General features: G+C 66.6%; 21 protein-coding genes. 10 read left to right on the top strand and 11 right to left on the bottom strand.

Features of this window, described 5'->3' with window-relative positions; translation table 11 throughout:
• Window positions 1-144: 144 nt before the first annotated feature.
• Window positions 145-1,848: a dolichyl-phosphate-mannose--protein mannosyltransferase gene (locus tag JOE41_RS17060; protein ID WP_209753046.1), complete on the top strand. Its 1,704-nt coding sequence runs from the start codon at window positions 145-147 to the stop codon at window positions 1,846-1,848.
• Window positions 1,849-1,940: 92 nt separating this feature from the next.
• Window positions 1,941-3,770 (top strand): long-chain fatty acid--CoA ligase, encoded by a 1,830-nt coding sequence (locus JOE41_RS17055; RefSeq protein WP_209753045.1) that lies wholly within the window; start codon window positions 1,941-1,943, stop codon window positions 3,768-3,770.
• Between the two features lie 83 nt (window positions 3,771-3,853).
• Here JOE41_RS17055 and JOE41_RS17050 read toward each other — a convergent pair whose 3' ends face one another.
• Entirely contained in the window at window positions 3,854-5,047 is a 1,194-nt protein-coding gene (locus JOE41_RS17050; protein WP_209753044.1) for a TIGR01906 family membrane protein, read from the bottom strand.
• A 122-nt stretch (window positions 5,048-5,169) separates the two neighbouring features.
• Window positions 5,170-6,162 carry a stage II sporulation protein M gene (locus JOE41_RS17045; RefSeq protein WP_209753043.1) on the bottom strand — a complete coding sequence of 331 codons (993 nt, stop codon included), beginning with the start codon at window positions 6,160-6,162 and terminating at the stop codon, window positions 5,170-5,172.
• Window positions 6,163-6,233: 71 nt separating this feature from the next.
• On the opposite strand from JOE41_RS17045, the gene JOE41_RS17040 reads away from it, so the two are divergent.
• The gene (locus JOE41_RS17040; RefSeq protein ID WP_209753042.1) at window positions 6,234-7,043 is read left to right on the top strand and encodes an RDD family protein; all 810 of its coding nucleotides are present in this window, start codon (window positions 6,234-6,236) and stop codon (window positions 7,041-7,043) included.
• Window positions 7,044-7,053: 10 nt separating this feature from the next.
• Here JOE41_RS17040 and JOE41_RS17035 read toward each other — a convergent pair whose 3' ends face one another.
• The 5 genes from JOE41_RS17035 to JOE41_RS17015 all read right to left on the bottom strand — a co-directional run bounded on the left by JOE41_RS17035 (window position 7,054) and on the right by JOE41_RS17015 (window position 12,130).
• A complete protein-coding gene (locus tag JOE41_RS17035; protein WP_232223597.1) occupies window positions 7,054-8,286 on the bottom strand; it encodes an Ig-like domain-containing protein in 1,233 nt (410 codons plus the stop codon).
• A gap of 120 nt (window positions 8,287-8,406) precedes the next feature.
• Window positions 8,407-9,636, bottom strand: a complete 1,230-nt coding sequence (locus JOE41_RS17030) for an Ig-like domain-containing protein (protein WP_209753041.1) — start codon at window positions 9,634-9,636, stop codon at window positions 8,407-8,409.
• 156 nt (window positions 9,637-9,792) lie between these two features.
• Entirely contained in the window at window positions 9,793-11,271 is a 1,479-nt protein-coding gene (gene ahcY / locus JOE41_RS17025; protein WP_011691059.1) for an adenosylhomocysteinase, read from the bottom strand.
• A 111-nt stretch (window positions 11,272-11,382) separates the two neighbouring features.
• The gene (locus JOE41_RS17020; protein ID WP_209753040.1) at window positions 11,383-11,649 is read right to left on the bottom strand and encodes a Trm112 family protein; all 267 of its coding nucleotides are present in this window, start codon (window positions 11,647-11,649) and stop codon (window positions 11,383-11,385) included.
• Between the two features lie 91 nt (window positions 11,650-11,740).
• A complete protein-coding gene (locus tag JOE41_RS17015; RefSeq protein ID WP_011691057.1) occupies window positions 11,741-12,130 on the bottom strand; it encodes a DUF3499 domain-containing protein in 390 nt (129 codons plus the stop codon).
• Window positions 12,131-12,272: 142 nt separating this feature from the next.
• Between JOE41_RS17015 and JOE41_RS17010 the strand changes: the two genes are divergently transcribed.
• Entirely contained in the window at window positions 12,273-12,800 is a 528-nt protein-coding gene (locus JOE41_RS17010; protein WP_011691056.1) for a metallopeptidase family protein, read from the top strand.
• Window positions 12,801-12,807: 7 nt separating this feature from the next.
• Here the strand turns inward: JOE41_RS17010 and JOE41_RS17005 are convergent, their stop codons facing one another.
• Genes JOE41_RS17005 through JOE41_RS21055 form a run of 3 tightly spaced genes read right to left on the bottom strand, consistent with a single transcriptional unit; the run spans window position 12,808 to window position 18,450 of the window.
• Window positions 12,808-14,541, bottom strand: coding sequence for a DUF5719 family protein (locus tag JOE41_RS17005; RefSeq protein ID WP_209753039.1), 1,734 nt, complete (start codon window positions 14,539-14,541; stop codon window positions 12,808-12,810).
• A complete protein-coding gene (locus JOE41_RS17000; RefSeq protein WP_209753038.1) occupies window positions 14,534-17,875 on the bottom strand; it encodes a glycosyltransferase in 3,342 nt (1,113 codons plus the stop codon). Before JOE41_RS17000 ends, JOE41_RS17005 begins: the two co-directional genes overlap by 8 nt.
• Before the next feature lie 29 nt (window positions 17,876-17,904).
• Window positions 17,905-18,450, bottom strand: coding sequence for a WhiB family transcriptional regulator (locus JOE41_RS21055; RefSeq protein WP_011691053.1), 546 nt, complete (start codon window positions 18,448-18,450; stop codon window positions 17,905-17,907).
• A 405-nt stretch (window positions 18,451-18,855) separates the two neighbouring features.
• On the opposite strand from JOE41_RS21055, the gene JOE41_RS16990 reads away from it, so the two are divergent.
• Window positions 18,856-19,560: a TIGR03089 family protein gene (locus JOE41_RS16990; protein WP_043430458.1), complete on the top strand. Its 705-nt coding sequence runs from the start codon at window positions 18,856-18,858 to the stop codon at window positions 19,558-19,560.
• 19 nt (window positions 19,561-19,579) lie between these two features.
• On the opposite strand, the gene JOE41_RS16985 is transcribed toward JOE41_RS16990, so the two are convergent.
• A complete protein-coding gene (locus JOE41_RS16985) occupies window positions 19,580-20,164 on the bottom strand; it encodes a GtrA family protein (RefSeq protein WP_209753037.1) in 585 nt (194 codons plus the stop codon).
• A gap of 183 nt (window positions 20,165-20,347) precedes the next feature.
• On the opposite strand from JOE41_RS16985, the gene JOE41_RS16980 reads away from it, so the two are divergent.
• The 5 genes from JOE41_RS16980 to JOE41_RS16960 are packed head-to-tail and all read left to right on the top strand — an operon-like array spanning window position 20,348 to window position 26,045.
• Window positions 20,348-21,544 (top strand): 5-(carboxyamino)imidazole ribonucleotide synthase, encoded by a 1,197-nt coding sequence (locus JOE41_RS16980; protein WP_083812669.1) that lies wholly within the window; start codon window positions 20,348-20,350, stop codon window positions 21,542-21,544.
• A complete protein-coding gene (gene purE / locus JOE41_RS16975) occupies window positions 21,541-22,131 on the top strand; it encodes a 5-(carboxyamino)imidazole ribonucleotide mutase (protein ID WP_209753036.1) in 591 nt (196 codons plus the stop codon). Before JOE41_RS16980 ends, purE begins: the two co-directional genes overlap by 4 nt.
• 10 nt (window positions 22,132-22,141) lie before the next feature.
• Window positions 22,142-23,782, top strand: a complete 1,641-nt coding sequence (locus JOE41_RS16970) for an LCP family protein (protein ID WP_209753035.1) — start codon at window positions 22,142-22,144, stop codon at window positions 23,780-23,782.
• Between the two features lie 60 nt (window positions 23,783-23,842).
• A complete protein-coding gene (manA, locus tag JOE41_RS16965) occupies window positions 23,843-25,093 on the top strand; it encodes a mannose-6-phosphate isomerase, class I (protein WP_209753034.1) in 1,251 nt (416 codons plus the stop codon).
• Between the two features lie 4 nt (window positions 25,094-25,097).
• Complete coding sequence (locus JOE41_RS16960; RefSeq protein WP_209753033.1) at window positions 25,098-26,045, top strand: peptidoglycan bridge formation glycyltransferase FemA/FemB family protein; 948 nt, start codon at window positions 25,098-25,100, stop codon at window positions 26,043-26,045.
• Window positions 26,046-26,114: the final 69 nt, after the last annotated feature.

The raw sequence follows: 26,114 nt of genomic DNA, 5'->3' as shown, positions 1-26,114 counted from the left end.
CGAACCTGCCTCTAAAGCCGAACCTTCCCCTGAAGAAGTGCCGGCATCATCGGAGCCGCTCGCGCGGGAAGTACTGAGTTGTTGGTCCACACGACCAGCCTACTGCTGGCAGGCTCTTCCAGCGCCAAAAGGTAGCATGGGCACGTGACGCAGACCTCCGTACCACCTGTCGAGGCCGACCCGGCCAAACCGGCGCAGCCGGCGTCCAGGGCTTTGGGCCGCAACCTTGAGGGCCACCGGTGGATCCGCCGTCCGCGGGAAGCGTTCACGGAAAGTGCCCTGCGGGAGCGGCTGCTCCGGGACATCCGCAGCTGGCGCGACTATCCGCCGTCGCTGCGGCTCTGGTTCTGGCTCATTCCGGCCATCACGGCGGCGATCGGCGGGATCCTTCGCTTCGTCCGCCTCGAGAGTCCACGCAGCCTGGTCTTCGACGAGACCTACTACGTCAAGGACGGGTATTCGTTCCTGGTCAGCGGTTATGAGCGCAGCTGGCCGGACAAGGCCAACGACTCCTTCATAGCTGGCAACCCGGGCGTCATTCTGTCCTCCCCCGAGTATGTTGTGCACCCGCCGGTTGGCAAGTGGATGATCGCCGCGGGAATGTGGCTGTTCGGCCCGGACAACCCGTTTGGCTGGCGGTTCGGTGCAGCGCTGACGGGGACGCTGTCCGTCCTCCTGATCACGCTGATAGCGCAGAAACTCTTCCACTCACTGACACTGGGGGCCGTCGCTGGCCTCCTGCTGGCAGTGGACGGCCACCACCTGGTGATGTCCAGGACCTCCCTGCTGGACATCTTCCTGATGTTCTGGCTCCTCGCCGCTTTCGGCGCGCTGCTGATGGACCGTGACGACGGCCGGCGGCGGCTGGCTGCCCGGCTGGGGCGACAGGCCGGCGCCGCGGACGGCAGGCCCTCCGTGGTCCAGCTGGTTTCCGGGCCGTGGCTGGGGATCCGCTGGTGGCGCATCGCAGCCGGAATCTGCCTGGGACTTGCTGTCGGCACCAAGTGGTCAGCCCTGTTCTTCATGGCCGGCTTCGGACTGCTGACCGTCTTCTGGGACCTGAGCGCGCGCCGGATCGCTGGCATCCGTGGGTGGATCAGTGGCGGCATCATCAAGGACGGGATTCCCGCGTTCCTGAGCATCGTTCCGGTGGCCGCCCTGGTCTACGTCTCCACCTGGGCCGGCTGGTTCCAGTCGAAGGATGCCTACTTCCGCCACTGGGCCGACACCAACCCGTCAGCCCAGTGGGGATGGGTGCCCGGCCCGCTGCGTTCCCTGGCCCACTACCATCTGGAAGCATACAAGTTCCACCAGGGACTCAGCTCAGACCACCCCTATGAGGCGAGCGCCTGGAGCTGGCCGGTGATGGGGCGCCCCACGTCATTTTTCTACGAGTCCCCCAAGCAGGGAAGCCCCGGCTGCGACGTCGCCAGCTGCACATCGGCCATCCTTTCGGTGGGCAATCCCCTGATCTGGTGGAGCGCTACGGTTTCGCTGGTGATCCTGCTGTTCTGGTGGGCGGGCCGCCGCGACTGGCGTGCCGGTGCCATCCTGGCGGGGGTCGCCGTGGGCTACCTCCCGTGGTTCATGTATCCGGAACGGACCATGTTCACGTTCTACGCCGTGTCATTTGAACCGTTCCTGGTACTTGCCCTGACCTATTGCCTTGGCCTGGTGCTCGGACGGCCGCAGGACCCGCTGTGGCGCCGGCGATCCGGGCTCTACCTGGTGGCATTGTTTGTGGCCGGGGCAGTGCTGCTCTCCGCGTTTTTCTATCCCGTCTGGACCGCGGAAATCATCCCCTACCAGGAGTGGCGGTTCCGAATGTGGATGCCGTCCTGGATCTAGGGCAGTATGGCAGGGGTGCCGCGGGCCACAGAACCGCAGGAGATGGAACGGGTACCGGGAGACCAATCACGGATCCGGAACGGAGACTGGCTGTGAGAGAAGCAAGCACTGAACTGCTCGTGGAGCTGGATCAGGACAGCAACGTGACTGACCTTTTGCTCGGGCAGCACGCCAAAGACCCCTCCCATGCCGTGTACGCCCGCAAGGGCCCCAACGGCTGGGTTGATATCCCCGTCCAACAGTTCCTGGACAAGGTCGTGGCACTGGCGAAGGGGCTGATCGCTGGGGGCCTGGCCCCGGGCGACACCGTGGCCGTGATGTCCGGAACCCGGTACGAATGGACCCTGGCCGACTTCGCCATCTGGTTCGCCGGCGGCGTGACCGTTCCAGTGTATGAAACCTCCTCGGCAAGCCAGGTCGAGTGGATCCTGCATGACTCCGGCGCCCGCAGGGTGTTCGTTGAGGACCAGGCCAAAGCTGAGCTCGTGGCCGGTGTCCTGGCCCGCTCCGAACTGCTCGGCGACGCCGTGGTGACTGTCGTGAGGATGGACGACGACGGCGGCGCACCCAACCTGGCCAGCCTCGCCGCCGCTGGTGCCGGCGTCACCGACGGGGAGCTGGAGAGGCACCGCAGCACGGCGGGCCTCGCCGACGTCGCCTCGCTGGTGTACACGTCCGGAACCACGGGCAAGCCCAAGGGCTGCGAGATAACGCACGGCAACTTCGCCCTGGTGGCCACCAACATCGTGGAGTTCCTCCCCGAGATCCTGCGGCAGGAGGGCGCCAGGACGCTGATGTTCCTCCCCCTCGCGCACGTTCTGGCCCGCGCCGTCCAGGTGGTGTGCCTCAGCGCCGGGGCCACCCTGGGCCACACCGCCAGCGCCGCCCAGCTGCTGGAGGACCTGGCGACGTTCAAACCCACGTTCCTGCTGGTGGTACCCAGGATCTTTGAGAAGGTCTACGCGGGGGCCAGCCACAAGGCCGCCCTGGCAGGCAAGGAACGACTGTTCACCGCTGCGTCCGCGGTGGCCATCGACTACTCCAAGGCACTTGACGCCGCGGCCCGCGGAAACGGCAACGGCCCCGGCTTCATGCTCCGCGCCAGGCACGCCCTCTTTGACCGGGTGCTGTACCCCAAACTCCGACAGGCCTTCGGCGGGCAGGTGAAGTACACGGTATCCGGCGCCAGCCCGCTGAGCTCCCATGACGCGCACTTCTTCCGTGGCGCCGGCATCCCGGTGCTGGAAGGCTACGGACTCACCGAAACCACGGCCCCCTGCACGGCCAACACCCCATCACGGACCAAGGTGGGCACTGTGGGCATTCCCGTGCCGGGCACCACCATCCGGGTGGCCGACGACGGCGAGATCCTGGTCAAGGGCATCGGCGTTTTCAAGGGCTACCACGCCAACGAGGCAGCCAATGCGGAAGCGTTCGTGGACGGGTTCTTCCGCACCGGAGACCTCGGTTCGCTGGATGAAGACGGTTTCCTCACCATCACCGGGCGCAAGAAGGACCTCCTTGTCACTGCCGGGGGCAAGAACGTGGCACCCGGGCCGCTCGAGGAAAAGATCCGGGAGCACCCGCTGGTGGCCCAGGCAGTAGTGGTGGGCGACGGCCGGCCGTTCGTCTCCGCGCTGGTCAACCTGGATCCGGAAGGCCTGGAGAACTGGTGCTCCGCCCAGCGGATCGCGGTCATGGGCCTGGCGGAGGCCACCTCCGACGCCCGGGTCAGGGAGGCCGTCCAGGGTGCAATCGACCAGGCCAACCTGCTGGTCTCGAAAGCGGAGTCGATCCGCAGCTTCGTCCTGCTGGATGCCGATTTCACCGTTGAGTCCGGTCATCTGACGCCGTCACTGAAGCTGAAGCGGGCCGCCGTCGTGCGTGACTTTGAGGCGCACATCAACGGCCTGTACGCCTAGTACAAACAGTGAAGCAAGTACAAACAGTGAAGGCGACCGGCACTTGTGCCGGTCGCCTTCACTCTAAGGTCCAGGGTCCGCCCTTACAGGGCGGCGGAGTTTCCCCGCGCGCGTCCCGGCGCGGCGTCCGGACGAACCGCGGTGCCGGTGTCGCTGTCCTTTGACGGCGCCTCGGCGGCGTCTGCATTGCTGGAGTCTGCATCCTTGGCAACGACGTCCTTGGCAATTCCTCGGCGCTTCCTGGTGGGCCAGGTGAGGATCAGGGTGACTACGGAAGCGATCAGCACCAGGGCCCCGATGACAATCCCGGCGTCGACCCAGAACTGGCCCGGGAACAGCCGGATGAGGGTGTCTTCCAGTGCGAACGTCCAGGTCCCGTTGGCGAAGAAAATCCGGTGGAACTCGGTGAAGAACTGCTGCCAGCCGAGCGCCGCCAACGTGCCCAGGCCAAGGATGACCACGAGCGTGACGATGGAGCCGGCAAAAAGCCCGCGGCGCACTCCCCCGGTGCTTCGGCGGCGAAGGTAGACAATAGCGACGATGCTCAGCAGGATCAGCAGCGCACCGCCGGCGAAAGCCGACAGGATCACGAGTTTGACGTCCGCCATGTGGCTGACCTCGCCGTCCTGGAACAGCGCATCGCCGCTACGGTTGACGAGTTCGCCAAGATACCGCGGACCGGACCAGTTGCTGAGGTAGTCCACTGCGTAGGACCCGTAGGTCATGCGGTCATCCGTGCTGAAGCCGTAGCCGTCGCCGGGGAAGCCCGGACGGTTGTACTCCACCCAGAGGAACAACGGGCTGGTGACGGCCCGGACGGCGAGGACCAGGAGGATCAGCGGATAGAAGACGGCCAGCAGGACCTGCATCACCCGGGGCAGGACGGGCTTGGTGTTGGCCGCAAGCTCACGCTCGGCGTTCCGGCGCTCCACTTCGTCCTGGGGCGGCCGCACCTGGAGGGCGGAGGTGGGCAGCGGTTCCCGGAAATGCGTCCCCCTCCCCTGCGGTTCGGGGGCAGGCTCGACGGCGGCCTCAGCGGCCTTGCGGTCGGCGCGGCTCCCTGCCTGCGGCGCAGCGGTGCCGGCGGACGCTGCCGGCTGGTCCTTACCCGCGTCGGGGGAGGTCTTTTCCGCCGGGATTGATCCCTTGGCCGCAGCCGCAGTGCCTGCCCCGGCACCGGCGGGCTTCATCCAGTCAAAAGCGGGTTCATCGGTGTCATCGGCCGGATCCAGGTGCGGATCCTGCCGGTTCGGCGGGGTGGGCGTCTTCTCAGTCACTGCAGTTTCACTTCCGTAGGCGTCCGCGTCGCCGGGAACCGCCAGGCAACGCTACTTATCTCCAGATGAGCCTACCGTCAGGCACTCCGTGGCGGCAGGTGCCACCCCGTTCCGGAACGTATTCAGGCAGCCGACGCCGTGTATCCGGCATCGGCGCCTTCCAGGTCGCCGGTGGCACCCGAACGGTATGCACGCCGGCCCCACACCAGGACATAGGTCCAGTAGGCAGCGAGGACGCACGCGCCGATGCTGATCTTGGCCCACACGGGAAGACTGCTGGGTGTGACGAAACCTTCCACGAGGCCGGAGACAAACAGCACCAAAACAAGGCCCAGGGCAACGGTAATCAGGGAGCGTCCCTCCGCCGCCACCGCCTGGCCCCTCGTCCGAGGCCCCGGTGAAACCAGCGCCCAGAAGATCCTCAGGCCCCCGGCGGAGGCAATGAACACTGCGGTGAGTTCCATCAGCCCGTGGGGAAGGATGTAGCTGAAGAAGACGTCCGACTGGCCGACGGCGGCAAAGACGCCCGCGGCGACCCCGAGCCCCTGGGCGTTGCCAAAAAGGATCATGGGAACCCAGAACCCGGTGATGCCCAGGGCCACCGCCTGTGCCGAGATCCAGGCATTATTGGTCCAGACGGCGCCGGCGAAGGACGCGGCAGGATTCTCTGAGTAGTAGTCGATGAAGTCCTGTTCGACATACTGCTTGATGGCGGCATCCGAGCCGAGGGCCCGGAGCGCATCGGGGGACGTTGAGATCCACAGTGCGTACGCGCCCGCCACCAGGCAGAAAGCCACACCGCACCAGACGGTGAGCCAACGCAGCCGGTAAAACGCGGCTGGCAAAGCTATGACGAAGAACCGGGCCAGGTCGTCCATGAAGTTGGAGCGGGCACCGGTGAAGCGTGTGCGGGCTTGGGCCAGTGTGGCCGACAGGGAGGCGGACAACCCGCTTTCGGGTGCCACGGAGCGAATCAGGGAAAGGTGCGCGGACGTGGTCTGGTAGAGGCGCAGCAGTTCATCCGCTTCGCTTCCGCTAAGCCGCCGCTTGTACGCCAGCACGTGCAGCCGCGCCCACTTGTCCCCGTTGACCGCGGAGAACGCATCCATGTCCACGGCACTACCCTAGCGCTCCCGGATTAGACTGTGAGCGTCCGTAGGCGGCGTGTAGGGGACGGGGATCCGGCTTGAGCTCAATCATCACAGGTGAAGCAGTAGTGCTGGAGCTCCGTCCGGCGTCGTTCGCTGCGCGGGCACTGGGCCTAATTCTGGACGTCGCTGCCAATGTTGTCCTCCTCATTGTGATGATCACGGTGATTTCGTCGGCCTACAACGACCTGGACGGTGCGGCGGCCCGCGCCCTGGTTCTGGTCAGTGTGGTCTTCTGCTTGGTGATCCTCCCGGTGGCGGTGGAAACCCTCACCCGCGGCCTCTCGCTGGGGAAGCTGGCGGCGGGGCTTCGGATAGTACGGGACGACGGCGGCGCCATCCGCTTCCGTCATGCTGTGATCCGAGGGCTGATCGGTTTCCTGGAGATCTATCTGACGTTCGGCGGCCTGGCCATCGCCGTGGCACTGTTCAATGACAAGTCCAAACGGCTCGGCGACATCGTGGCCGGAACCTACGCCCTGCGGCGCCGGGTCCCGGCGGAACCATCGTTCGTCCCGTTTGTACCGCCGCACCTCCGGGCCTGGGCGGCGCTGGCTGACATCGGCCGGATACCGGACGCCGTGGTCCGCCGCTCGTCGCAGTTCATCCGCCAGGCAGGCCGGATGTCGCCGGCGTCGCGCGCTTCCATGGCCGCATCGCTCGCCACGGAGGTCTCAGCCTGTGTCGCTCCGCCGCCTCCGGCCGGCACGGGACCGGAAGAGTACCTGGCCGCAGTGCTGGTGGAACGTCGCGAGCGGGAACTGGCCAGGCTGAGCCGGGCACGGGCGCGAAGCACGGGTGTAGGGGAACGGTTGAACCGGCTGCCCTACAGCCGTGACACACCGTAGCCCGCAGTTCCTAGCGCTTGGCGTACTGCGCCCAGGGAATGTTCCAGTCGCCGTAACCCTCCAGCGGTTCCACGGGAGGAGCGCCCGTGTTGAGGGTCTGGACGACGTCGCCGGTCTTCATGTTGTTGAAGAACCAGGCCGCGTCCGCCGGCAGCAGTCCGACGCAACCGTGCGAGACGTTTGCCTTTCCGACGTAACTCCACGCCGATTCGAGTGCCTGGTGGACGTAGACGCCGGATGAGGTGAGCCGGTTGGCGTATTCCACGGTCAGCGGCGGGTAGTAGCCCTTGTCGCCGGGCTTCAGGCCGATGCTTCCGGCGTTGAACTTGGAGTGACGTTCCTGCTCCATGATCACGGCGTACCCGGTGGGTGAGAGCCACTCGGCATCGCCGAGCGTCACGGGGGCGGTCCTGACCAACTGGCCGTCAAAGTAGACGTTCATGGTCTTTGTGACATCATCCACGATGGCTACGCGCTGCGGCCCAACCTTGAAGCTGACCTTGGTGTCGACGTTGCCTACCATCTTGTTCCCGAAGTCCACGCCGAACAGCTTAAGGTCAACGGTGACCTGGCTTCCGGATGCCCAGAACGCCTCGGGACGGATGCGTACGCGCTGGTCCGAGTACCACCGCCAGGCGACGGCCTGGCCCGAGGACGAGGAGACGGTGACGGCCTTCTCCATGGCCTCCTTGTTCAGGACCGGCTCGGAGAAGACGATTTCAATCGGCTGGCCCGAACCCACGGTGGAACCGTTCTGCGGGTAGACGGCCGCGTCGGCCTCGTTGGCCGTGGCCACCGTGGTGAAGGTCTGCGTCTTCTTCGTTTCGCGGCCCGCCTGGTCCACGATCGTAAAGGCGTAGTCGTAGGCCGCGTCGAACTCCAGGGGGTCCAGGGCGGTCCAGGTGGAACCGTCGGCGCTAAGGGTGCCCTTGACGGGTTCGCCGCCGTCGGCAGTTGCCAGGACAACGTCCTTGACAGTGCCGTTGACGGCTTTGACGGACGGCGCGACGGCGGGATTGACTCCCGTGGCGCCGTCCGTGGGGGTTACGCCGAGCTCGACCGCCTTGACGACGGGAGCAGCGAGCCCCGGTTCGTTCCGGACCGGGCTGGAAGACTCCGACTGGAACGCGGGCTCCGCCCAGCTGGGGGCCGTGGCAACGCCGATGCCGCCGGCTGCAACCGCGGCGCAGATGGCCACGACGCCCAAAATTTTCATGGTTTTCCGCTTGTGGACTACAGTCATGACCTTCTCCATGTCCCCCGACAGGCCATTGATCAGCCCCAATACCGTCTCGGTCTCATTCAGTGGGGCGGCCTTAAGCTCCCAGCACTGACCAGACGATTTTACCGCACGGCGGACGGGTCAATTGGCGTACTGGGCCCAGGGGATGTTCCAGTCGCCGAATCCGTCGTCAAAGTTGGCATTCTCGCCCTCGGTGTTGACCACCTGGACGACATCCCCGGTGGTCATGTTGTCGAAGACCCATTTGGCTCCGTCCGGGCCGAGCCCGATGCAACCGTGCGACAGGTTGGCCACACCGACGTAGGGCATCGCGGAGTCCGTGGCCTGGTGGATGAACTCTCCGCTGGGCGTGAGGCGCGTGGCGTAGTTAACGTCCAGCTCGCCGTAGTATGCCGGGTCGTCAGGCTTCAGCCCGATGCTGGAGGCAGACATGTGCTCCACGCGGTACTTCTCCATGAACACAAGAAAGCCCCGGGCCGACGGGAACCGGGTGTCACCCATGGTGGCGGGCCATGTGCCTGCCGGTTTGTCATTGACGCTCACCGAAAAGGTGTGCGCCGTCGCGTCGGCTACGGCGACCTTCTTGTCGCCGACGCGGACCGTGACTTTCTTGTCGAAGTTGCCGATCTGCCCGTTGCCGAAATCGACGCCGAACAGCTGCATGTCCATGGTCACCGTGCTGTTGGCAGCCCAGAAGTTCTCGGCCCGGTACCGCACCATGCTGTCGCTGAACCAGTGGAATGCGCCCGCCTGGCCGGACGTGGACGAGACCTTGATGGCTTTCTCCACTGCATCCTTGTTCAGCACGGGTTCGCTGAACGTGATCTGCAGCGGCTGCGCTACGCCAACCGTCATGCCGTCCAGCGGGTAGATAGCGGCATCCGCTTCGTTGGCCGTTGTCACCGTGGTGAATGTGCGTGTGTCGTTGGTCTTGCGGCCTGCAGCGTCGGTCACCACGAAGTTGTAGGTGTAGCTGCTGTTGAACTGCAGGGGGCCGGCGGCTGACCAGCCGGTTCCATCCGGGCTGAGGCTCCCCTCGACGGCTTCCCCGTTGCCGTCCGTCAGGGCCACGCGTTCAATGGTTCCGTTAGTGACGCGGAGCGAGACCGGCGCTGCCGGATTCACCTGCTGTGCGCCGTCTGCCGGGGAAGCCGCAAGCTGCACCGGCACCACCACCGGTGCAGCCAGTCCCGGCGCCGACCGTTCAGCGGAGCCGGCCTCGGATTCAAAGGCGGCGCGGCCGGAACCGGGCGCGACGGCGGCGAATACTCCCCCGCCCGCCGCCAGCAGGCAGAGCGCTCCCACCAGGAGCATCTTCCTGGTGGCGGTCCGGTGTTCCCGTGCCGTCATGGCCCGGGGACCATTGCAGTCATCATGGCTCCAGCCTAGGCCACCCACCTTGGAGTTCACGGGGAACCCGGCAACGCAAGGGTCACGAAGATGGGCCCCGGATCTCGTTCCGGGGCCCATCGGGTTCAGCTTTCTGCCGGGGTGGCAGCCTCAGTCCTAGTAACGGTAGTGGTCCGGCTTGTACGGGCCTGCAACGTCCAGTTCCAGGTACTCGGCCTGTTCCTTGGACAGTTCCGTCAGCTCGACGCCCAGGGCATCCAGGTGCAGCCGGGCGACCTTCTCGTCGAGGATCTTCGGGAGCACGTAAACCTGGTTTTCGTATTCCCGCTCGCCCTCGGGCTGGTCACGCTTGGTGAAGAGCTCAATCTGCGCGATGGTCTGGTTCGCGAACGAGTTGCTCATCACGAAGGACGGGTGGCCGGTGGCGTTGCCCAGGTTCAGCAGGCGGCCTTCGGAGAGGACGATGATGGACCGTTCATCCGCGGTGCCGGCGTCGAGGACCCACTCGTGCACCTGCGGCTTGATTTCAACCTTCTTGATGCCCGGAATCCGCGCCAGGCCGGCCATGTCGATCTCGTTGTCGAAGTGGCCGATGTTGCCGACGATCGCCTTGTCACGCATACCGGCCATGTGCTCGGCCATGATGACGTCCTTGTTCCCGGTGGTGGTGATGAAGATGTGTCCTTCGCTGAGGACGCTCTCCAGTTTGGCCACCTGGTAGCCGTCCATGGCTGCCTGCAGCGCACAGATCGGATCGATCTCCGTGACAATCACACGGGAGCCCTGCCCGCGGAAGGCCTCTGCTGCGCCCTTGCCGACGTCGCCATAGCCGCAGACGACGGCAATCTTGCCACCCATCAGGACGTCCGTGGCCCGGTTGATGCCGTCGGGCAGTGAGTGGCGGATGCCGTACTTGTTGTCGAACTTGCTCTTGGTCACCGAGTCGTTGACGTTGATGGCCGGGAAGAGCAGCTTGCCCTGCTCCGCCAGCCGGTAGAGACGGTGTACGCCGGTGGTGGTTTCCTCGGTCACGCCCAGCAGGCGGGAGCCGATGCGGGTCCACTTCTGTGGATCTGCTGCCAGCGACGCACGCAGGACGTCAAGGAAGACGCGCCCCTCATCGGACTCGTCCTCTGCTGCCGCCGGGACGGAACCGAGGGCTTCGAACTCGACGCCCTTGTGCACCAGCATGGTGGCGTCGCCGCCGTCGTCGAGGATCATGTTGGGGCCAAGGTCCGGGTTGCTGTCCGCCCCGGGCCAGGTAAGGATCTGCTCGGCCGTCCACCAGTATTCTTCGAGGGTCTCGCCCTTCCAGGCGAAGACGGGGACGCCCTGCGGGTCCTCAACCGTGCCGTTGCCCACTACGACGGCGGCAGCGGCCTCGTCCTGGGTGGAGAAGATGTTGCAGGAAGCCCAGCGGACCTCGGCGCCCAAAGCTGTGAGGGTTTCGATCAGCACGGCGGTCTGGACCGTCATGTGGAGTGAACCGGCAATCCGGGCACCCTTGAGGGGCTGGCTGGCGCCGAACTCTTCGCGCAGGGACATCAGCCCGGGCATCTCGTGCTCCGCGAGGCGGATCTGGTGGCGGCCGGCCTCAGCCAGGGAGATATCAGCAACCTTGTAATCGAAAGTCATGTGAGTCCTTGTGTTGTATCCGGGAAATTCTGGAACGGCGGAAGTGGATGCCGTTCGGCGATCTATGGGAAGTTCGGCGCCAGATGGTCGCGCGATGGGCCGGGCGGGCAGTTATTCGGCGCCGGAGGCGCCCGACGCTGCGTTGCCGGTCTCTGCAGCACCGGAGCCGCCGTCGTGCTGGTCCGAAGGCGCAGCGTTCGCGGCGGAGACCAGTTCCGGCGGCAACAGCAGCGGGATGCCGTCCTCGATGGCGTAGCGCAGCTTTTCCCCGGACTGCCCGGCGGCGGTGGAGACGAGTTCCTCGCCCTCCTGCACCAGCGTCGAGCCGGTAACGGGGCAACGCAGGACAGACAACAGGTCAGGACTGATCTTTGGCATGGTGGATGCTCCCTGATGGGCGCCGCAGCAGGCGCCGGTGGCCGATGGATTTGCAGCTTCCAGCGTACAAGCTTCGTGGCGGCGCCGCGGCTTAGGACGGCTCGCGGAGGATTCTCAGGTGTCCCCTGCGGGCGCCTTCGGCGGGCGGCGGGGCCTCAAGCGCGGCGTGCGCCGAGCGCTGGCCCGGCGCGGAATCCCCGGACGACGGCCGCAGTGCCGCCTCGCGGACGGCGTTGGCGAGGGCCAAAAGGTCATCGGGCCCCGGCTGGGGCGGCGTGGCGGGCATGGCCAGGCGCAGCACTTCCCAGCCCCGCGGCACTGTCAGCGACCCCGCGTGCTGTTCGCACAAATCGTAACAATGGGGCTCCGCGTACGTAGCCAGCGGACCCAGGACAGCCGTGGAATCCGCATAGACGTACGTCAAAGTTGCCACCGCCGAGTTGCGGCAGGCTGATCTTGAACATTGACGAATAGCACCCACGACATCACAGACTACTCCCCGTACGCCGCGGCGCCGCGCATTCCGGCCCGCAGTGTCCAGCAGTGTCGCGAAGCGCACGGATGCCCAGTGTGGCGTTGCCGGTCATGTCGCGTATTTCAGGCGGCGGGTTTAGAGTCAATATATGCAGCAATCGCACCACGTTCCGGGTTTCACGGTCCGGTTGGCTGACCCGGGAGCCGGCCAGCCGGCGGACGACGCCGCGCCCTCAGTAGCGGTCCGCGGGAAGAGCTTCAGGGAGCGCCGCAGGAACCGCCATGGCCGCGGCCTGCGCGGTGAATTGATGCTGCCCACGCTGCCCGGCTACCGCACCCGTTCCGACCGCTTCGACGAGATGGTCATGGACTCCGCCCAGCGTCTGCATGACATCTGGGGAAAGCCCTTGGACGGTGTCAGATTTGCTGTCGACGAGATTCCGCAGGGCCTGGAACAACTGGTTGCTGACCGGTCCCCTGCGCCCATGGGCCTGTACGAGCCCGCCACCGCCGGTGAAGGTCCCGTGATCACCCTCTACCGCCGGGTCATCGAGAACGCCTGCTCCAGCCGCGAAGAACTCCAGGACCTGGTGCATGACGTGGTGGTTGAGCGCACCGCCGAAATGCTCGGGGTGGCACCCGAGACACTGGACCCCGTATACCGCCGCCGCTACTAGCCGCGCGCTAGTAGCCCAGTTTTACGGCGACCTGTTCCTGGCCCGCAGCACCCGGGGCAACCGCCACCGTGGCGACGTCCGCGCGTCCGTTCTGTTCCAGCAGCACCGTGCCGTAGGCGGCATCGCCAGAGGCTGACACCACGTACCCCAGCACCTCAGCACCGTCCACTTCCCCCGGCACCTTGATAACCGTCGTCGTGCCGCCCGCAATGTCCGCGGTGGCGGCCGCGCGGACCTTGCCGTCAGCCGTAACAGGCGTGTAGGTGATCTTGGCCCGGTCCCCGGGTGCGCCGAAGACCAGGTAGCGTTCTCCCCCGCGCGGTACGGTGACCACGTGCTGGCTGCCGAGCCTGGCGGACGCTGCCGACCATGCGAAGTCCGTGGCACTGTCCGATTTGAGGCCGCGGGCAAGCCGGGCAGCCGCGGCGAACGACACATCCGAACTGGCTGCGACCGTGTACTGGCCGGCCGGTACTCCGGCCAGCGAAACCTCGGTTACGGACCCGCCCTTGGCTGTCACGACTCCGCCGCCTGGCAGCGCCTTTTGGCCGTCACGTCCGTACAGCTTGATCTCCACCACGGCATCGGCCGGACCGGGAACAGCGATCTGGAGGGCCGCCGAGGCATCGGCAAACCCCTGCTTGGCCGTGAGCGCCTTGGCCGATGCGGGATCCTGGATATCCAGTCCGGACATCACCTGACGGGTCGCGGGTGCCGCGCCGGGCACGATGAAGTCCACACCGCCGGGCGTGAGCCCCCGAAGGACGCTCTGCTGAATGACGGCGGTCACCGGCCCGCCGGCACTGCGCGCATGGATGCTGAGCTTCTCCTGGTCCGGAGCAAGTCCGGCCAGCACGATGGACCGGGTGGTTCCCGGCGCAACCAGGAGTCCCCTGCTGCCGGGCGCCTGAATCTGGCCCTGCGCGCCGTACAGCTCCAGGCTGACGGTTGCCGGAGTGCTGGAAGCATTGCTGAGGTTGAGGACCGCTGTCCGTCCCAGCGACGTGTTCGCCCCCACCAGCCACAGGTCGTTAGCCGGCTGCTGGCAGCCTGCCGCCGCCGAGCCCTGGAGGTCGCCGTCCGTGGCGGTGTAGCTCATGACCGCGCCTGCGGTGGCCTGCTGGTTACCCACGGCGTCCGCGCTCAGGACACTCACGGAATCCACTATGCGCTGCGAAACGACGCCTGCGAGCAGCGCAGGCGGGGCAGCCGAAGCGGTGGGGCTGCCGGGGTCCTTGGCAATTTCGGTGAGGGGATTGCCGTTGAGCTCCGCAAGCCGGCTGCCGGGTAGCGCACCGGAATTGGTGCTCAGCACGGCGGCATTGACCAGGCTCTTGGCCGTGGCCGATTCCGGGCTGAACTGAGGGTCGGTGCCGACGGCGGTGCCCTCCAGCAAGCGGGCCGGACCGGGGCAGATCCCCACATTGCTGCCCGCGGGGACTGCAGCCAACGGCGCTTCAAGCGGGCGGCTGCCTGCGCTTTGGGGGCCCATCGACGCTGCCGCCACCAAGCTGCCGGCGGCGGCCACGATGATCACGGCTGAGGCCATCCCGGCAACCGTGCCGCGGACGGAAAGTCCGCGGGCATTGAGGCTTTTCAAGCTGCCGGCCGCGGGAGCTGCGTTCGCCGTCGCGCCCGCTGCGCCGGAGCCGTCCGCCGCATCCTGTACACCCGTAACATCCGCCGCGGAGTTTACGTCCTCATGAGGCTGCGGCACGGCGTCGTTCCCGTCCTTATGCATGCTGATGTTCCTTACGCAGGGAGCCTTCATCCCGGGAGAGGCCGGTGTTCGGCCGGCGGGCGGGCACAGGGATGGCCAGCAGGACAGTGAGTCCGATCACCGTTGCCTGCACGACAGCGGACCACACTGCCCACGGGTTGTCATAACGGATGGTGAGCTGGCCGCCCTGGGCGGGGAGGGTGAACGCCTGGGACCAACCGGACGTTGTGGACGTCAGCCGCCGGCCATCCATCCACGCGGTCCATCCCGGATCGGAACGTTCGGCGAGAACCACGAGCCTGCCTTCGGGCCCTTCCGGGACAGCGGCATCAACATTTTCCAGGCCCGAGGGCAGGAGCCCGATGGCAGCGCCGGCACCGTCCACGATGCGCACCCGGTGCGCAACGTCAGCGGCGTCGATGACCGGCTGGTTGAGCGGGCTGATCCGCCAGAGCCAGCCGACGTTGGTCTGCCCCACCGCCACCAGTCCTGGCACGGCATCCATGCGGCTCGCGGTCAGCTGCGCAGCAGAATCCGAGGCCCGCAGGACAACAAATCCTGCGCCAAGGCGTTCCAGCTCCGGCCGCGGGTCCACACCCTGGCCTGCGACCACGGTGGCGACGACGCTGCGAAGCGCTGCCGTGACGGCGTCGTCATCCCTGACCGTTTCCTTGCCGGGTTCACCCATGATGTTGCGGGCGGCCGCAATGGTGGACAGTCCGTCGAGGGTGGTCCCCGCACCCCTCACGATCGAGGCGTCGAAGCTGCCGTCATCCGCCGTGTCGATGACCAGCGTCCGGGTCTGCTCGGGCCCCTGGCCGCGGTCGATGGCCGTGGCCGGGAGGGTGCGCGCGGCCGTGGGAGCAATCTGCCGCGGTGTTCCGAGGGCGGTCGGGCCCGGAGGGGTCATGCCCTCCGCTGCCAGGGCTGCCCCGGATGCGGACTGCAACAGGTTCCCGGCTGCCCAGGCGGTCAATCCGGCCACGGGCCCGGCGAGGAGCAGCACCATGGCAAGGACGGACAGGGCCTGGAGGACGATCCGGCGGGCGGCCGGGGCTTCGGCTGCCTTCTCAGAGAAGCAGAGCAGGCCGTCGGCCCCGATCAGGGCGGCGCCCAGCAGCAGGAAGCCGGATGCGGACACAACCGGCCCGGTGAAGGGGGTGACGAGGGTGTCAGCGCTGGCACCGCTGGCCACGTGGCCCGCGAGCCAGCCGCCCGCAAGGATGATCAGGGAAGCAACCCACAAAGCGCGGGCCACGCGGGTGCGCCTGCCCGGGACAAACAGTGCCGCCGTTGCAAGTGCCAGGACGGGAAAGCCGATTAGCAGTGCCAGGAGCAGCGCCCACGGCGCGGCAGACCCCTCAAAGACCGGAAGCCCGGCCAGACCGCCGTCGGCATCGAAATACAGCGGCTGTCCCAGAACCTGCTGCCATAACGGTGCGCCGTCAAAACCGAGCGGGACGCCGGGGTCCGCGAGCAGTGCCCGCGGGCGGTCAAGCACGGAAATGCCGAACGGAACGAAAAGCGCGGCGCTCGGCAGCAGCGCCCACCATACGGTGCGGCCGCGCCTGCCCAGCAGGACCCCGGCCAGGACAACCACGACGGCGGACGGAAGCAGTAAGGACGGTGCGGACGCTGCCACAACAGCCAGCGCCAGGCCGGCAGCCGCGGCGGCTGTCCAGGAAGGCGTTCCGTTGACGCCCGGCTTGGCCGGAGGCTTGTCCGGGAAGCGCCGATCCCCAGGCTCAGGAACCGCGAAGCGGCCCTGCCCGCGGGCGGTGCCGGTGGCGCGCAGCAATGCCACTGCCAGCAACGGCACCATGATGTGCGCAAGCAGGGCGCCAAGGCGCCCCTGGTTCAGTGCAACCTGCAAGGCGGGCGCCCCGCCCCACACAACTGCGGCCACGAAGCGGAACCGCCGCCTCGTGGTCAGGGCTCCGGCCGCAAACCACGCAGCGAGAGCGGAGAGCGGCATGGCAAGGATCAGCAGCCACGCCAGGGCGCTGTTGGCATCGCCACCGCCGGCTAGACCAAGGATCCACAGAAGTAGGGCGAAGGGGTCGCCGTGGCCGGGCAGCCCGGCACCGAGTCCGATCCACCAACTGGTGGCGTGGTGCCAGATGTCCGATATCTTCGACGAGACCGGGATCAGGGCGCCACCGGAGACGGCTTCGGCGCGGAAAAACCCGGAGAGCCCGATCAAGGAAGCCGCCGCTGTGAGAATCACGGCCAGGAGGGCGCCGTTGCCAACCCAGCCGCGTTCCGAAGTGGTCAGTGCGGCAAAGTCATCCGTGGAGTCCCCGCTGGGCTGTTCGGCCAGCGGATCCGTCCGGGCCGAGTCCCCGCCCGGATCGTCGGAGCCCAGGGCTTCAATAAGGGAACGCCGGTGGGCCCAGACCTCGCGGCGCGGCGTCTGCAGTCCCTTGATCACCGAGCGGCGGATCCGCCGCGTCCGGGCTGCGTCGCGGCGTCCGCGGATCACAGCCCCCGGCCGGCCCAGCGCAACGAACGTCGCCATCAGTTGGGAGAATCCGTGGCCGGGATCCTTGACGGCAATACTCAGGACCAGCTTGAAGATGCTCCCCAGCAGCGCACCTGCCACATGCAGTGGTACCTTCCACCACACTGTGTGCTTGAGGCGCAGGTAGACCTGGGCTTTCCGGGCAGCACTTGCACTCCCCAGCGCATGCGGCCGGTGCGAAACGTGGAACATCCGGGCGGTCGGCACCACCACTACGCGGTGCCCGGCCAAGCGGTTGCGCCAGCAAAAGTCCACATCGTCACCGGTGCCGGGAAGCGCGGAGTCAAACCCGCCCAGTTCCTCCCAGACGTCCCGGCGGACCAGCATGCCGGCGGAGTTGACCGCGAAGGTATCGCTGCGGCCGTCGTATTGCCCCTGGTCGAGTTCGTCCGCCTCAATGAGGGTCAGCCGTTCAGCCCAGCGGCTGGTGGAAAGCCCGACGTCGATCAGCCGGCGCCTGGCATCCCAGTCCAGCTGTTTGCACCCCGCCACCGTCACCGACGGCGCACGCTCCACGGCGTGGAGCAGTTCGGCAAGCGCCTCCGGCGCGGGAGCGGCGTCGTCGTGCAGCAGCCAGATCCACTCGGTGTCGTTACGGGAGTCCGCGTTCCGGGGGGCAAGGGCCGCAAGGGCGGCCTTGACCGCCTCCCCCATCCCGGTCCGCCCCTGCTGGAAGGTGGTCACGTTGGATTCGCCGAACGCCTGGTCAAGCAAAGCCAGGGAATTGTCCCGCGAGCCGGTGTCCACGCCAATAGACGCATCCACCGGACGGGTTTGCTGTGACAATGCCGCCAAGGTCCTGGGAAGATAGTCACCGCCGTTGTGGGCGACCACAACGGCGGTGACATGTACTACTTGAAGAATTAGACTGCTCGCTTCCTCAGCCGACGGCGCTCGCGCTCGGAGAGGCCTCCCCAAATGCCAAAGCGTTCGTCGTTCGACAGCGCGTATTCCAGGCACTGTGAGCGTACGTTGCAGGCGCCGCAGACTTTCTTGGCGTCGCGGGTGGAGCCTCCCTTTTCAGGGAAGAATGCCTCCGGGTCCGTCTGGGCGCACAAGGCGTCCGTCTGCCATCCGAGTTCGCCTTCGTCGTCGAAGTTCTGCTCGAAAGGAAGCCCGATCCAGACCGGCTGCGCGGTCGTTTCCGAATGGAGGGTCTGCAACTCCATCGGAGGATCGTGGAGATCGTTGTCCTGGTCCGGGTTGCCCGCCAGAAGGGCCTCGTGCGCTGCAAGGAAGGCCGTGGCCTGGTCCTGCAGTAAATCGCTGGTGCTTTGGTTATACCGCTCGGCCGCGTCCGGATCAGCCGGATCTACATACCAATCGCTTGGCACGCCGCGTGAGCGGTACTTTGCCGACGCCTGACCGGCAACGACTGCATCTTCCTGGATACGCTCAACTTGCCCCATTTGTGGCGTCCCTCCTGAATTGCTGCCCATGGCTGAATACTTGGACACTCGGTTGTGTGGCCTGCATTTTGCGCTTGGCGTTCGATAACTAATTACACGTGTGTAAGTAGTCGGGAGTCAAGCGGCAGACGGGATAATAATCAACATCGCGTGAAATCCGCTGCCACGCCACGCCCGGGATTTTTTGACTGACTCGCCGTCATCACGGGAATTTTGACAGCATACTGACTAGTTTTCTGTGAATTTTCCGGGAATTCCGCGGAATCCGCCCCCAATCGGGATTTACGCCAGCAAAGTTAGCAAAACTGACGTGGCGCAGATCACATGACCCTGCGGGCCGTGCCCGGCTCCCGCGGCACCGCCTGGCACCTCCCCGCCCGGCGGGCACCGTGGCAAGATGTTGGCATGAGTATCCCGGCGATCGACCTGATGACCGCGCTGCGGTCCGGCCACTCCACCTCACCGCGACTGACCTGGTACGGACCGGACGCCGAGAGGGTGGAACTGTCCGGCCGCGTCCTGGACAACTGGGTGGCAAAGACGAGCAACCTGCTGCAGGACGAACTGGACGCCGAGCCCGGGATGCGGCTCCGGCTGGACCTCCCGGCGCACTGGAAGTCCATGATCCTGGCCCTTGCCGCCTGGCAGCTCGGCATGGAAGTTGTCCTTGACTCCGCCGACGCCGAACTCCTCGCCACAGAATCACCGGACGCGGGGCAGGAGCACGGCGCGTACGACTCCGTTATCGCGGTGCCGCTGCCGGCATTGGCCATGCGCTGGCCCGGGGAGCTGCCGCCCGGCGTCGTCGACTTTGCCGCAGAGGTGCGTTCGCACGGCGACGTCTTTATGGCGCACGAAGAACCTGAAGGTTCCAACCGGGCCATCGTGTCATCGGCCGGCACCCTGCACGCGCACTCTGACCTGCTGGAAGGGTTCGCTGCCGCCCACGACACGGGAGTGCGGTTGCTGGTCCGGGCCGGCGACGGACTGGAAGCAGCCCTCGCGCAGTCGCTGGGGGCCTGGCATCGCGACGGGTCCGTGGTGCTGGTCCACCCTGACGTCACAGTGACGGACAAGCTCCTCAACGACGAACGGGTCCAGGGAGGGTAGTCCCCCGGCTGCTACGGCCCTAGCTGCTGCGGGGCGGGCCGGGAAGGTCGGTGTCCTCCACCTTGTCCGGCGCCTCGTTGGCAGGCACGCGGACCGGGTGCTGGTTCTGGTGGTGGTGCAGTTCCATGATCTCGTGGTCGTGCGAGAATGCCGGCTCTTCGTCGAGTTCCTTGTTGAAGACGAGGAACCGGTACGCGAAGAAGCGCACCACGGTGGCTACCAGGATGCCGGCGACGCCCGCCAGGAACAGCATGTTCTTGTCCGTGATGCCGAAGGAGTACTTGGCCAGGGCCGTGAACCCGGTGGAAATGCCGATTCCGATGCCGTTGATCAGGATGAACATGAAGAACTCGCGGATCACGTTGTCCTGGCGGCGGTGGCGGAAGGTCCAGAACCGGTTCGCGATCCAGGAGAAAATCGTGGCAATCGTGGCGCCCACGAACCGGGCCTTGGCCTCGCTGTCCGTCATGGGGCCGTGCATCAGGTAGTAGGTCAGGCCGTTGTCGATAACGAAGGCGACACCGCCAACGGCGCCGAACTTGGCCACCTCGCGCCAGAAAAGCGAGGCGAGTCCGCGCAAACGTTCTGCAAGTGTGTAAAACATGACCCTCCATGGCCGACTGAAATTTCAGGCCACAGGGCCGAGAGTCCATTTTAGCCCGCAAAGCTGGGAGCCGCCCCGCCGGGCCGGGAGCGCGGTCTCCTGCGACGCGGCCATGACGCAAAATTCCCGGTTGAAACAGTGGTGAAGCCCGGAACACCCCTGCTCTTCTGTAGGCTGGCTCTTGTGACTTTTCCAGTAATAGGCGTAGTTGGCGGCGGCCAGCTAGCCCGCATGATGGCCCCCGCCGCAACGGCCCTGGGCTTTGAACTCCGTGTCCTGGCCGAAGGCGAGGACGTTTCCGCGGTTTCCGCAGTGCCGACGTCGCCGGTGGGCGACTACAAGGACCTTGACGCCCTCCTCGAGTTCTCCCGGGGGCTGGACGTCATGACCTTTGACCACGAGCACGTCCCCAACGACCACCTGCGGGCACTGCAGGAGGCCGGCGTCAACGTCCAGCCCGGCCCGGACGCCCTGGTCCACGCGCAGGACAAACTGGTGATGCGGGCAGCCATCGACCGGCTTGAGCTGCCCAACCCGGCCTGGGCCTCCGTTGCCGACGTCGAGGCCCTGGTTGCCTTCGGCGAGAAGACCGGTTGGCCGGTGGTGTTGAAGACGCCCCGCGGCGGTTACGACGGCAAAGGGGTCCGCATGGTCGGATCGGCTGAGGAAGCCGCCGACGCCGCCGACTGGTTTGCGGCCATGACCCCGCTGCTGGCCGAGGCCAAGGTGGAGTTCAGCCGCGAGCTGTCCGCACTCGTAGCGAGGACTCCTGACGGTGAATCCCGCGCCTGGCCCGTGGTCCACACCATCCAAGTGGACGGCGTCTGCGACGAAGTGATCGCCCCGGCCCAGGATATTCCGCTTGAAGTCGCCGCGGCCGCCGAAGACGCCGCAATCCGCATCGCCAACGAACTCGGAGTCACCGGCGTCATGGCCGTGGAGCTCTTCGAAACCCCCGGCGTCGGCTCCGGCTTCCTGATCAACGAGCTCGCAATGCGCCCGCACAACACCGGCCACTGGACCCAGGACGGATCGGTCACGAGCCAGTTCGAACAGCACCTGCGTGCCGTGCTGAACCTCCCGCTCGGTGCCACCGACGCTCTGGGACAGATTGTTGTGATGAAGAACTTCCTTGGCGGCGAGAACCAGGAACTGTTCTCGGCGTATCCGCTGGCCATGGCCAGCGAGCCGGCCGCGAAGATCCACTGCTACGGCAAGGCCGTCAGGCCCGGCAGGAAGATCGGCCACGTCAACCTGGTGGGGGCAGCCGCTTCCGATGTCGACTCCGTCCGGCAGCGCGCCACCACCGTAGCCAACATCATCAGGGACGGCCGTGCTCCGGCCCGACCAGCACCAGGGAACTCCGAGGAGACCGTATGAGCACGCCCGCATCGATTCGCCCGGCGGACACGGACAACGCCGCTCCCCTGGTGGGCCTTGTGATGGGCTCGGACTCCGACTGGCCCGTCATGGAAGCCGCAGCTGAGGCCCTTGCCGAGTTCGGCATTCCGTTCGAAGCCGATGTTGTCTCAGCCCACCGGATGCCCACCGAAATGATCCGCTACGGCCAGACGGCCCACGAGCGCGGACTGCGCGTCATCATCGCCGGAGCCGGCGGCGCCGCACACCTGCCCGGCATGCTGGCGTCCGTGACACCCCTGCCGGTCATCGGCGTCCCCGTCCCGCTCAAGACCCTGGACGGCATGGACTCGCTGCTGTCCATCGTCCAGATGCCCGCCGGCGTTCCCGTGGCCACAGTGTCGATCGCAGGCGCACGCAACGCCGGCCTGCTGGCCGTCCGGATGCTGGCATCCGGAACGGACGACCTCGCCGTCCGCCTGCGCGATGACCTGATCGAGTTCGCGCAGGAGCTCAACGACGTCGCCACCCGCAAGGGCGCGGCCCTGCGGCACAAAGTCAGCGAAGTGTTCTCCGACGGCAACGTCGTTCTCCGGGGCAGCCGTTAGGAATCAGTAGATGACCACCAGCCACTCCCGCCCCCAGGCGCCGCAACAGGCCCTGACGGACCCCGTCCGCAACCCGGCGAACGCCCCGGCGCCCGTCAGGACCAAACGCGCGTTCGTCCTCCTGCTGCTGACGTTGTTCGTCCCGGGCAGTGCCCAGATCGTCGCCGGCGACCGGAAGCTCGGAAGGATCGCCCTCCGGGTGACCCTCACTGTCTGGGGCCTGGCGCTTGCGGGACTGGTGCTGCTGCTGGTGAACCGCACCCTCCTGATCGGCATCCTCACCAACACGGTGGCCGCACTCCTGATCATCGTCGTCCTCATTGCGCTCGCACTCGGCTGGGCTGCGCTGTTCGTCAACACCCTCAGGCTGATCCGGCCGGTCCTGCTGGCACCCGGAATGCGGCCGGTCGTCGGCGTCACACTGGTCCTGGCTATGCTGCTCAGCAGCGGGACACTCGGCTACGCCGCCTACGTTCTGAACGTGAGCCGGAACGCGATCGGCAGCATTTTCTCGGCGGGCCCTGCAATCGACCCCGTGGACGGCCGCTACAACTTCCTGATGATGGGCGGCGACGCCGGAGACGACCGCACTGGCCGGCGCCCGGACAGCCTGTCCGTCCTCAGCGTCGACGCCAAGACAGGCCAGACAGCCATCATCTCGGTGCCTCGCAACCTGCAGAACGCACAGTTCAGCGAGGGTTCCCCCATGCGGCAGATCTATCCGGACGGCTACGACTGCGGCAACGAGTGCCTCATCAACGCGATCAACACCGAAGTGACCAACGAGCACGCGGACCTCTACCCCGGCGTCGCCGATCCCGGGGCCCAGGCAACCCTTGAGGCTGTCTCGGGTACGCTCGGAATCACCGTCCAGGCCTATGTCCTGGTGGACATGGACGGCTTCGCCAAGCTCATCGACGCCATGGGCGGCATCAAGATTAAGGCCGGCGGCTGGGTGCCGCTCAGCGGCGACATGGTTGACGAGGCCAACGGCATCCACGGAATGCCCCTCGGCTGGATCCCGGCCGGTGAACAGCACCTCGACGGCTACCATGCCCTCTGGTACGGCCGCTCCCGGGAATTCGTTGACGACTACGCACGCATCCAGCGTCAGCAATGCGTCCAGCAGGCCATGCTGAAGCAGCTGGACCCCGCAACGCTGCTCTCCAAGTTCGAAGACATCGCCAACGCGGGCACCAAGGTGGTTGACTCCAACATTTCCGCGAGCCAGCTCGGCAGCTTCGTGGACCTGGCCATGAAGGCCAAGGGCAAGGAAGTCAGCCGGCTGACCATTGGACCGCCGGACTTCGACGCATCGTTCTCCACGGTGCCGGACTTCAACCAGATCCACGACAGGGTCGACCAGCTGCTGGCCGCGCAGTCCGAGTCGGCGGGAGCCGCGGGTAATCCTGCCGGGGAGGACAGCATCGTGCAGGCCGGCCCGGCCGCGGGCCCCCTGATGGCGGCCGCACCGGCGGCGCCCCTTACCCAGCCGGCACCGTCGCCGTCGTCGTCGGACTTCACGCCAGTGACCACCACCCCCGACGGCGAGCCCATCACGGAAGAGATGCTCAACCAGTTCAAGCGTGAGGGCAACGAGCAAGCGATCCGCGACCTTGTGGCCACGAACGGCCAGTGCCGCCCGCTGTAGGCGCCCCCGCCCGATCGCCTGACGCCGTAACTGCTGCAATGAGATAAAGGACACCTGGCTGTGTACGAAATTGAGAATGTCCTCCGGCCCTACGCCTGGGGCTCCACCACGGCCATTGCCGGCCTGCTCGGCAGGCAGGCCTCCGGCGGCCCGGAAGCGGAGCTGTGGGTGGGCGCCCACCCGGACTCGCCGTCCGTGGCAGCAGCGGCCGACGGCGGTCCGCTGGCTTTGGATACGCTGATCAGTTCCGACCCCGGCCACCATCTGGGCAGTGCCAGCGTGGCGGAGTTCGGCCCCCGCCTGCCGTTCCTCCTCAAGGTCCTGGCCGCGGAAAGTCCGCTGTCCCTGCAGGTCCATCCGACGCTGGAACAGGCACGGGCGGGTTTTGCCCGCGAGGAGGCTGCCGGCGTCGACCGTTCCGCGGCGGAGCGGAACTACAAGGATGACAACCACAAGCCGGAGATGATCTTTGCCCTGACGCCGTTCGAGGCGCTCTGCGGGTTCCGTCCGGCCGCATCCTCGCGTGCCCTCTTCGAGCATCTGGCCACGTCCATGCGGGCCATGTCTCTGGAGGTTCCGCACGTGTTCCTCGACGTCGTGGCGGACCTTTCTGCCCCGGTGGAGCACGACGCCCTGAAGGCCGCGTTCACCCGGCTCATCGGCGGAGGCCACGCCGTCTCGCACGCGGTGCGGGAGCTGGTCGCCGCGCTCAGAGCCGGGCTGCCGATGTCTCCCTACCAGACCGAACTGTCCACGGCAGTCAGCCTGCACGGCCACTATCCCGGCGACCCCGGCGTGCTCATCTCGTTGCTGCTGAACAGGATCTCGCTGGCCCCCGGGGAGGCCGTCTACCTGCCGGCAGGAAACGTCCACGCCTACCTGCATGGCCTTGGCATCGAGGTCATGGCGTCCTCGGACAACGTGCTCCGCGGCGGGCTGACGCCCAAGTTCGTGGACGTTCCCGAACTGCTGGCCACCATTGAGTTCGAGTCGGTGGGCGTGCCGATGCTGCCGGCGGAGACGTCGGAGCTGGGCCAGGAGCTCTACCGGCCGCCCTTCCGTGAATTCCAGCTGCAGCGGATCGAGCTGGAGCCCGACGGCGGGCCCGTCCCGCTGGCGCAGTCCGGTGCGGCCGTGATCATCGTCGTCTCCGGTTCCGTGCTGCTGGACTCCCCCAAAGGCGATCTCCATCTGGACCGCGGCGCGAGTGCCTTCCTCCCCGCCGCTGAGGCTCCGGTCAACGTGCATCCGGCGGCCGGTTCCTCCGGGATCTCTGTTGCCTTTGCCGTAACCACCGCGCTGGGGGCCTGATCCGATGGAGTACTTCCTGCAGACCCCGCAGTGGGCCGATTTCCAGCGCTCCCTGGGCCGCACGGTCCACGAACAGTCCGGCCCCGGTTGGAGCTTCCTCGCCGTGGAAGAGAAGAATCCGGCGGGCAAGGTCCTTTACGCGCCGTACGGTCCCGTGGCAGAGTCCCTGGAAGCGTTCGACGCCGCCCTGGCCGCCCTTGTGGCTCTGGCCCGCACGCGCGGCGCCGCGTTTGTCCGGATAGAGCCGGCCAGCGCCGGATTCGACACCGCTGAATCGCAGTCCGTGCTGCGAAGCCGTGGCCTGCGGCCCGCACCCGTCAACCAGCAGCCGGAACTGAGCTGGATCGTGGACCTGGACCGTGATTTCAAGGAAGTTCTCGCCGCCATGAAACCGGTGAACCGGAACCTGTACCGGAACATTCACAAAAAGGATGTGACCTTCCGGGCATCGCAGGATCCCGACGATATCCGCGTGCTGTTGAATTTCCTGCACATGACAGCCAAGCGAAGCGGGTTCAAGCCGCAAAGCGATGAGTACCTCAGCCAGGTGGCCCGGTCCCTCATGCCTGTGGGTGCGGCCACGCTGTTCATCGCCGAACGCCACGGCGGCCCCATTGCCGCGGCCCTGGCCTACGACTCCGCCGATACCCGTACCTACGCGCACGCGGCCCTTGATGACTCGCACCGCAAGCTGAGCGCGGGCATACCGTTGCTGGTTACCCTTATGGCGGATGCCAAGGAGAAGGGCCTGAAGCACGTGGACCTGTGGGGCGTGGCCCCGGAGGACCAGCCGAACCATAAGTGGGCCGGGTTCACGGCGTTCAAGAAGTCGTTCGGCGGGCGCGAAGTCACCTACCCCGGGACGTGGGACCTGCCGGTGAAGAAGGTCCGTTACGGCGCGTACCAGCTCGCCCGGAAAGCCCGAGAAAAGCTCCGCGCCCTCCGCAACTGAGCCGATCGCCCCTGCCCTGAACGCGAACTGGCAGCTCACAACCCCAAATCCTGGATCTGAGGTCGTTTG

Origin of the sequence: Arthrobacter sp. PvP103 (assembly GCF_017833075.1) — a bacterium.
In the GTDB taxonomy this organism is placed as follows: domain Bacteria; phylum Actinomycetota; class Actinomycetes; order Actinomycetales; family Micrococcaceae; genus Arthrobacter.
This window is presented reverse-complemented; position numbering and strand designations above follow the sequence as displayed.

Bases quoted from the DNA above. Each gene is read 5' to 3' on its own strand.
- JOE41_RS21055 (WP_011691053.1), bottom strand. From the start codon at position 18,450: ATGGGGCAAGTTGAGCGTATCCAGGAAGATGCAGTCGTTGCCGGTCAG.
- JOE41_RS16960 (WP_209753033.1), top strand. From the start codon at position 25,098: ATGGAGTACTTCCTGCAGACCCCGCAGTGGGCCGATTTCCAGCGCTCC.
- JOE41_RS16970 (WP_209753035.1), top strand. From the start codon at position 22,142: ATGACCACCAGCCACTCCCGCCCCCAGGCGCCGCAACAGGCCCTGACG.
- JOE41_RS17030 (WP_209753041.1), bottom strand. From the start codon at position 9,636: ATGACGGCACGGGAACACCGGACCGCCACCAGGAAGATGCTCCTGGTG.
- JOE41_RS17035 (WP_232223597.1), bottom strand. From the start codon at position 8,286: ATGACTGTAGTCCACAAGCGGAAAACCATGAAAATTTTGGGCGTCGTG.
- purE (WP_209753036.1), top strand. From the start codon at position 21,541: ATGAGCACGCCCGCATCGATTCGCCCGGCGGACACGGACAACGCCGCT.
- JOE41_RS16985 (WP_209753037.1), bottom strand. From the start codon at position 20,164: ATGTTTTACACACTTGCAGAACGTTTGCGCGGACTCGCCTCGCTTTTC.
- ahcY (WP_011691059.1), bottom strand. From the start codon at position 11,271: ATGACTTTCGATTACAAGGTTGCTGATATCTCCCTGGCTGAGGCCGGC.
- JOE41_RS17020 (WP_209753040.1), bottom strand. From the start codon at position 11,649: ATGCCAAAGATCAGTCCTGACCTGTTGTCTGTCCTGCGTTGCCCCGTT.
- JOE41_RS16990 (WP_043430458.1), top strand. From the start codon at position 18,856: ATGAGTATCCCGGCGATCGACCTGATGACCGCGCTGCGGTCCGGCCAC.
- JOE41_RS17010 (WP_011691056.1), top strand. From the start codon at position 12,273: ATGCAGCAATCGCACCACGTTCCGGGTTTCACGGTCCGGTTGGCTGAC.
- JOE41_RS17005 (WP_209753039.1), bottom strand. From the start codon at position 14,541: ATGCATAAGGACGGGAACGACGCCGTGCCGCAGCCTCATGAGGACGTA.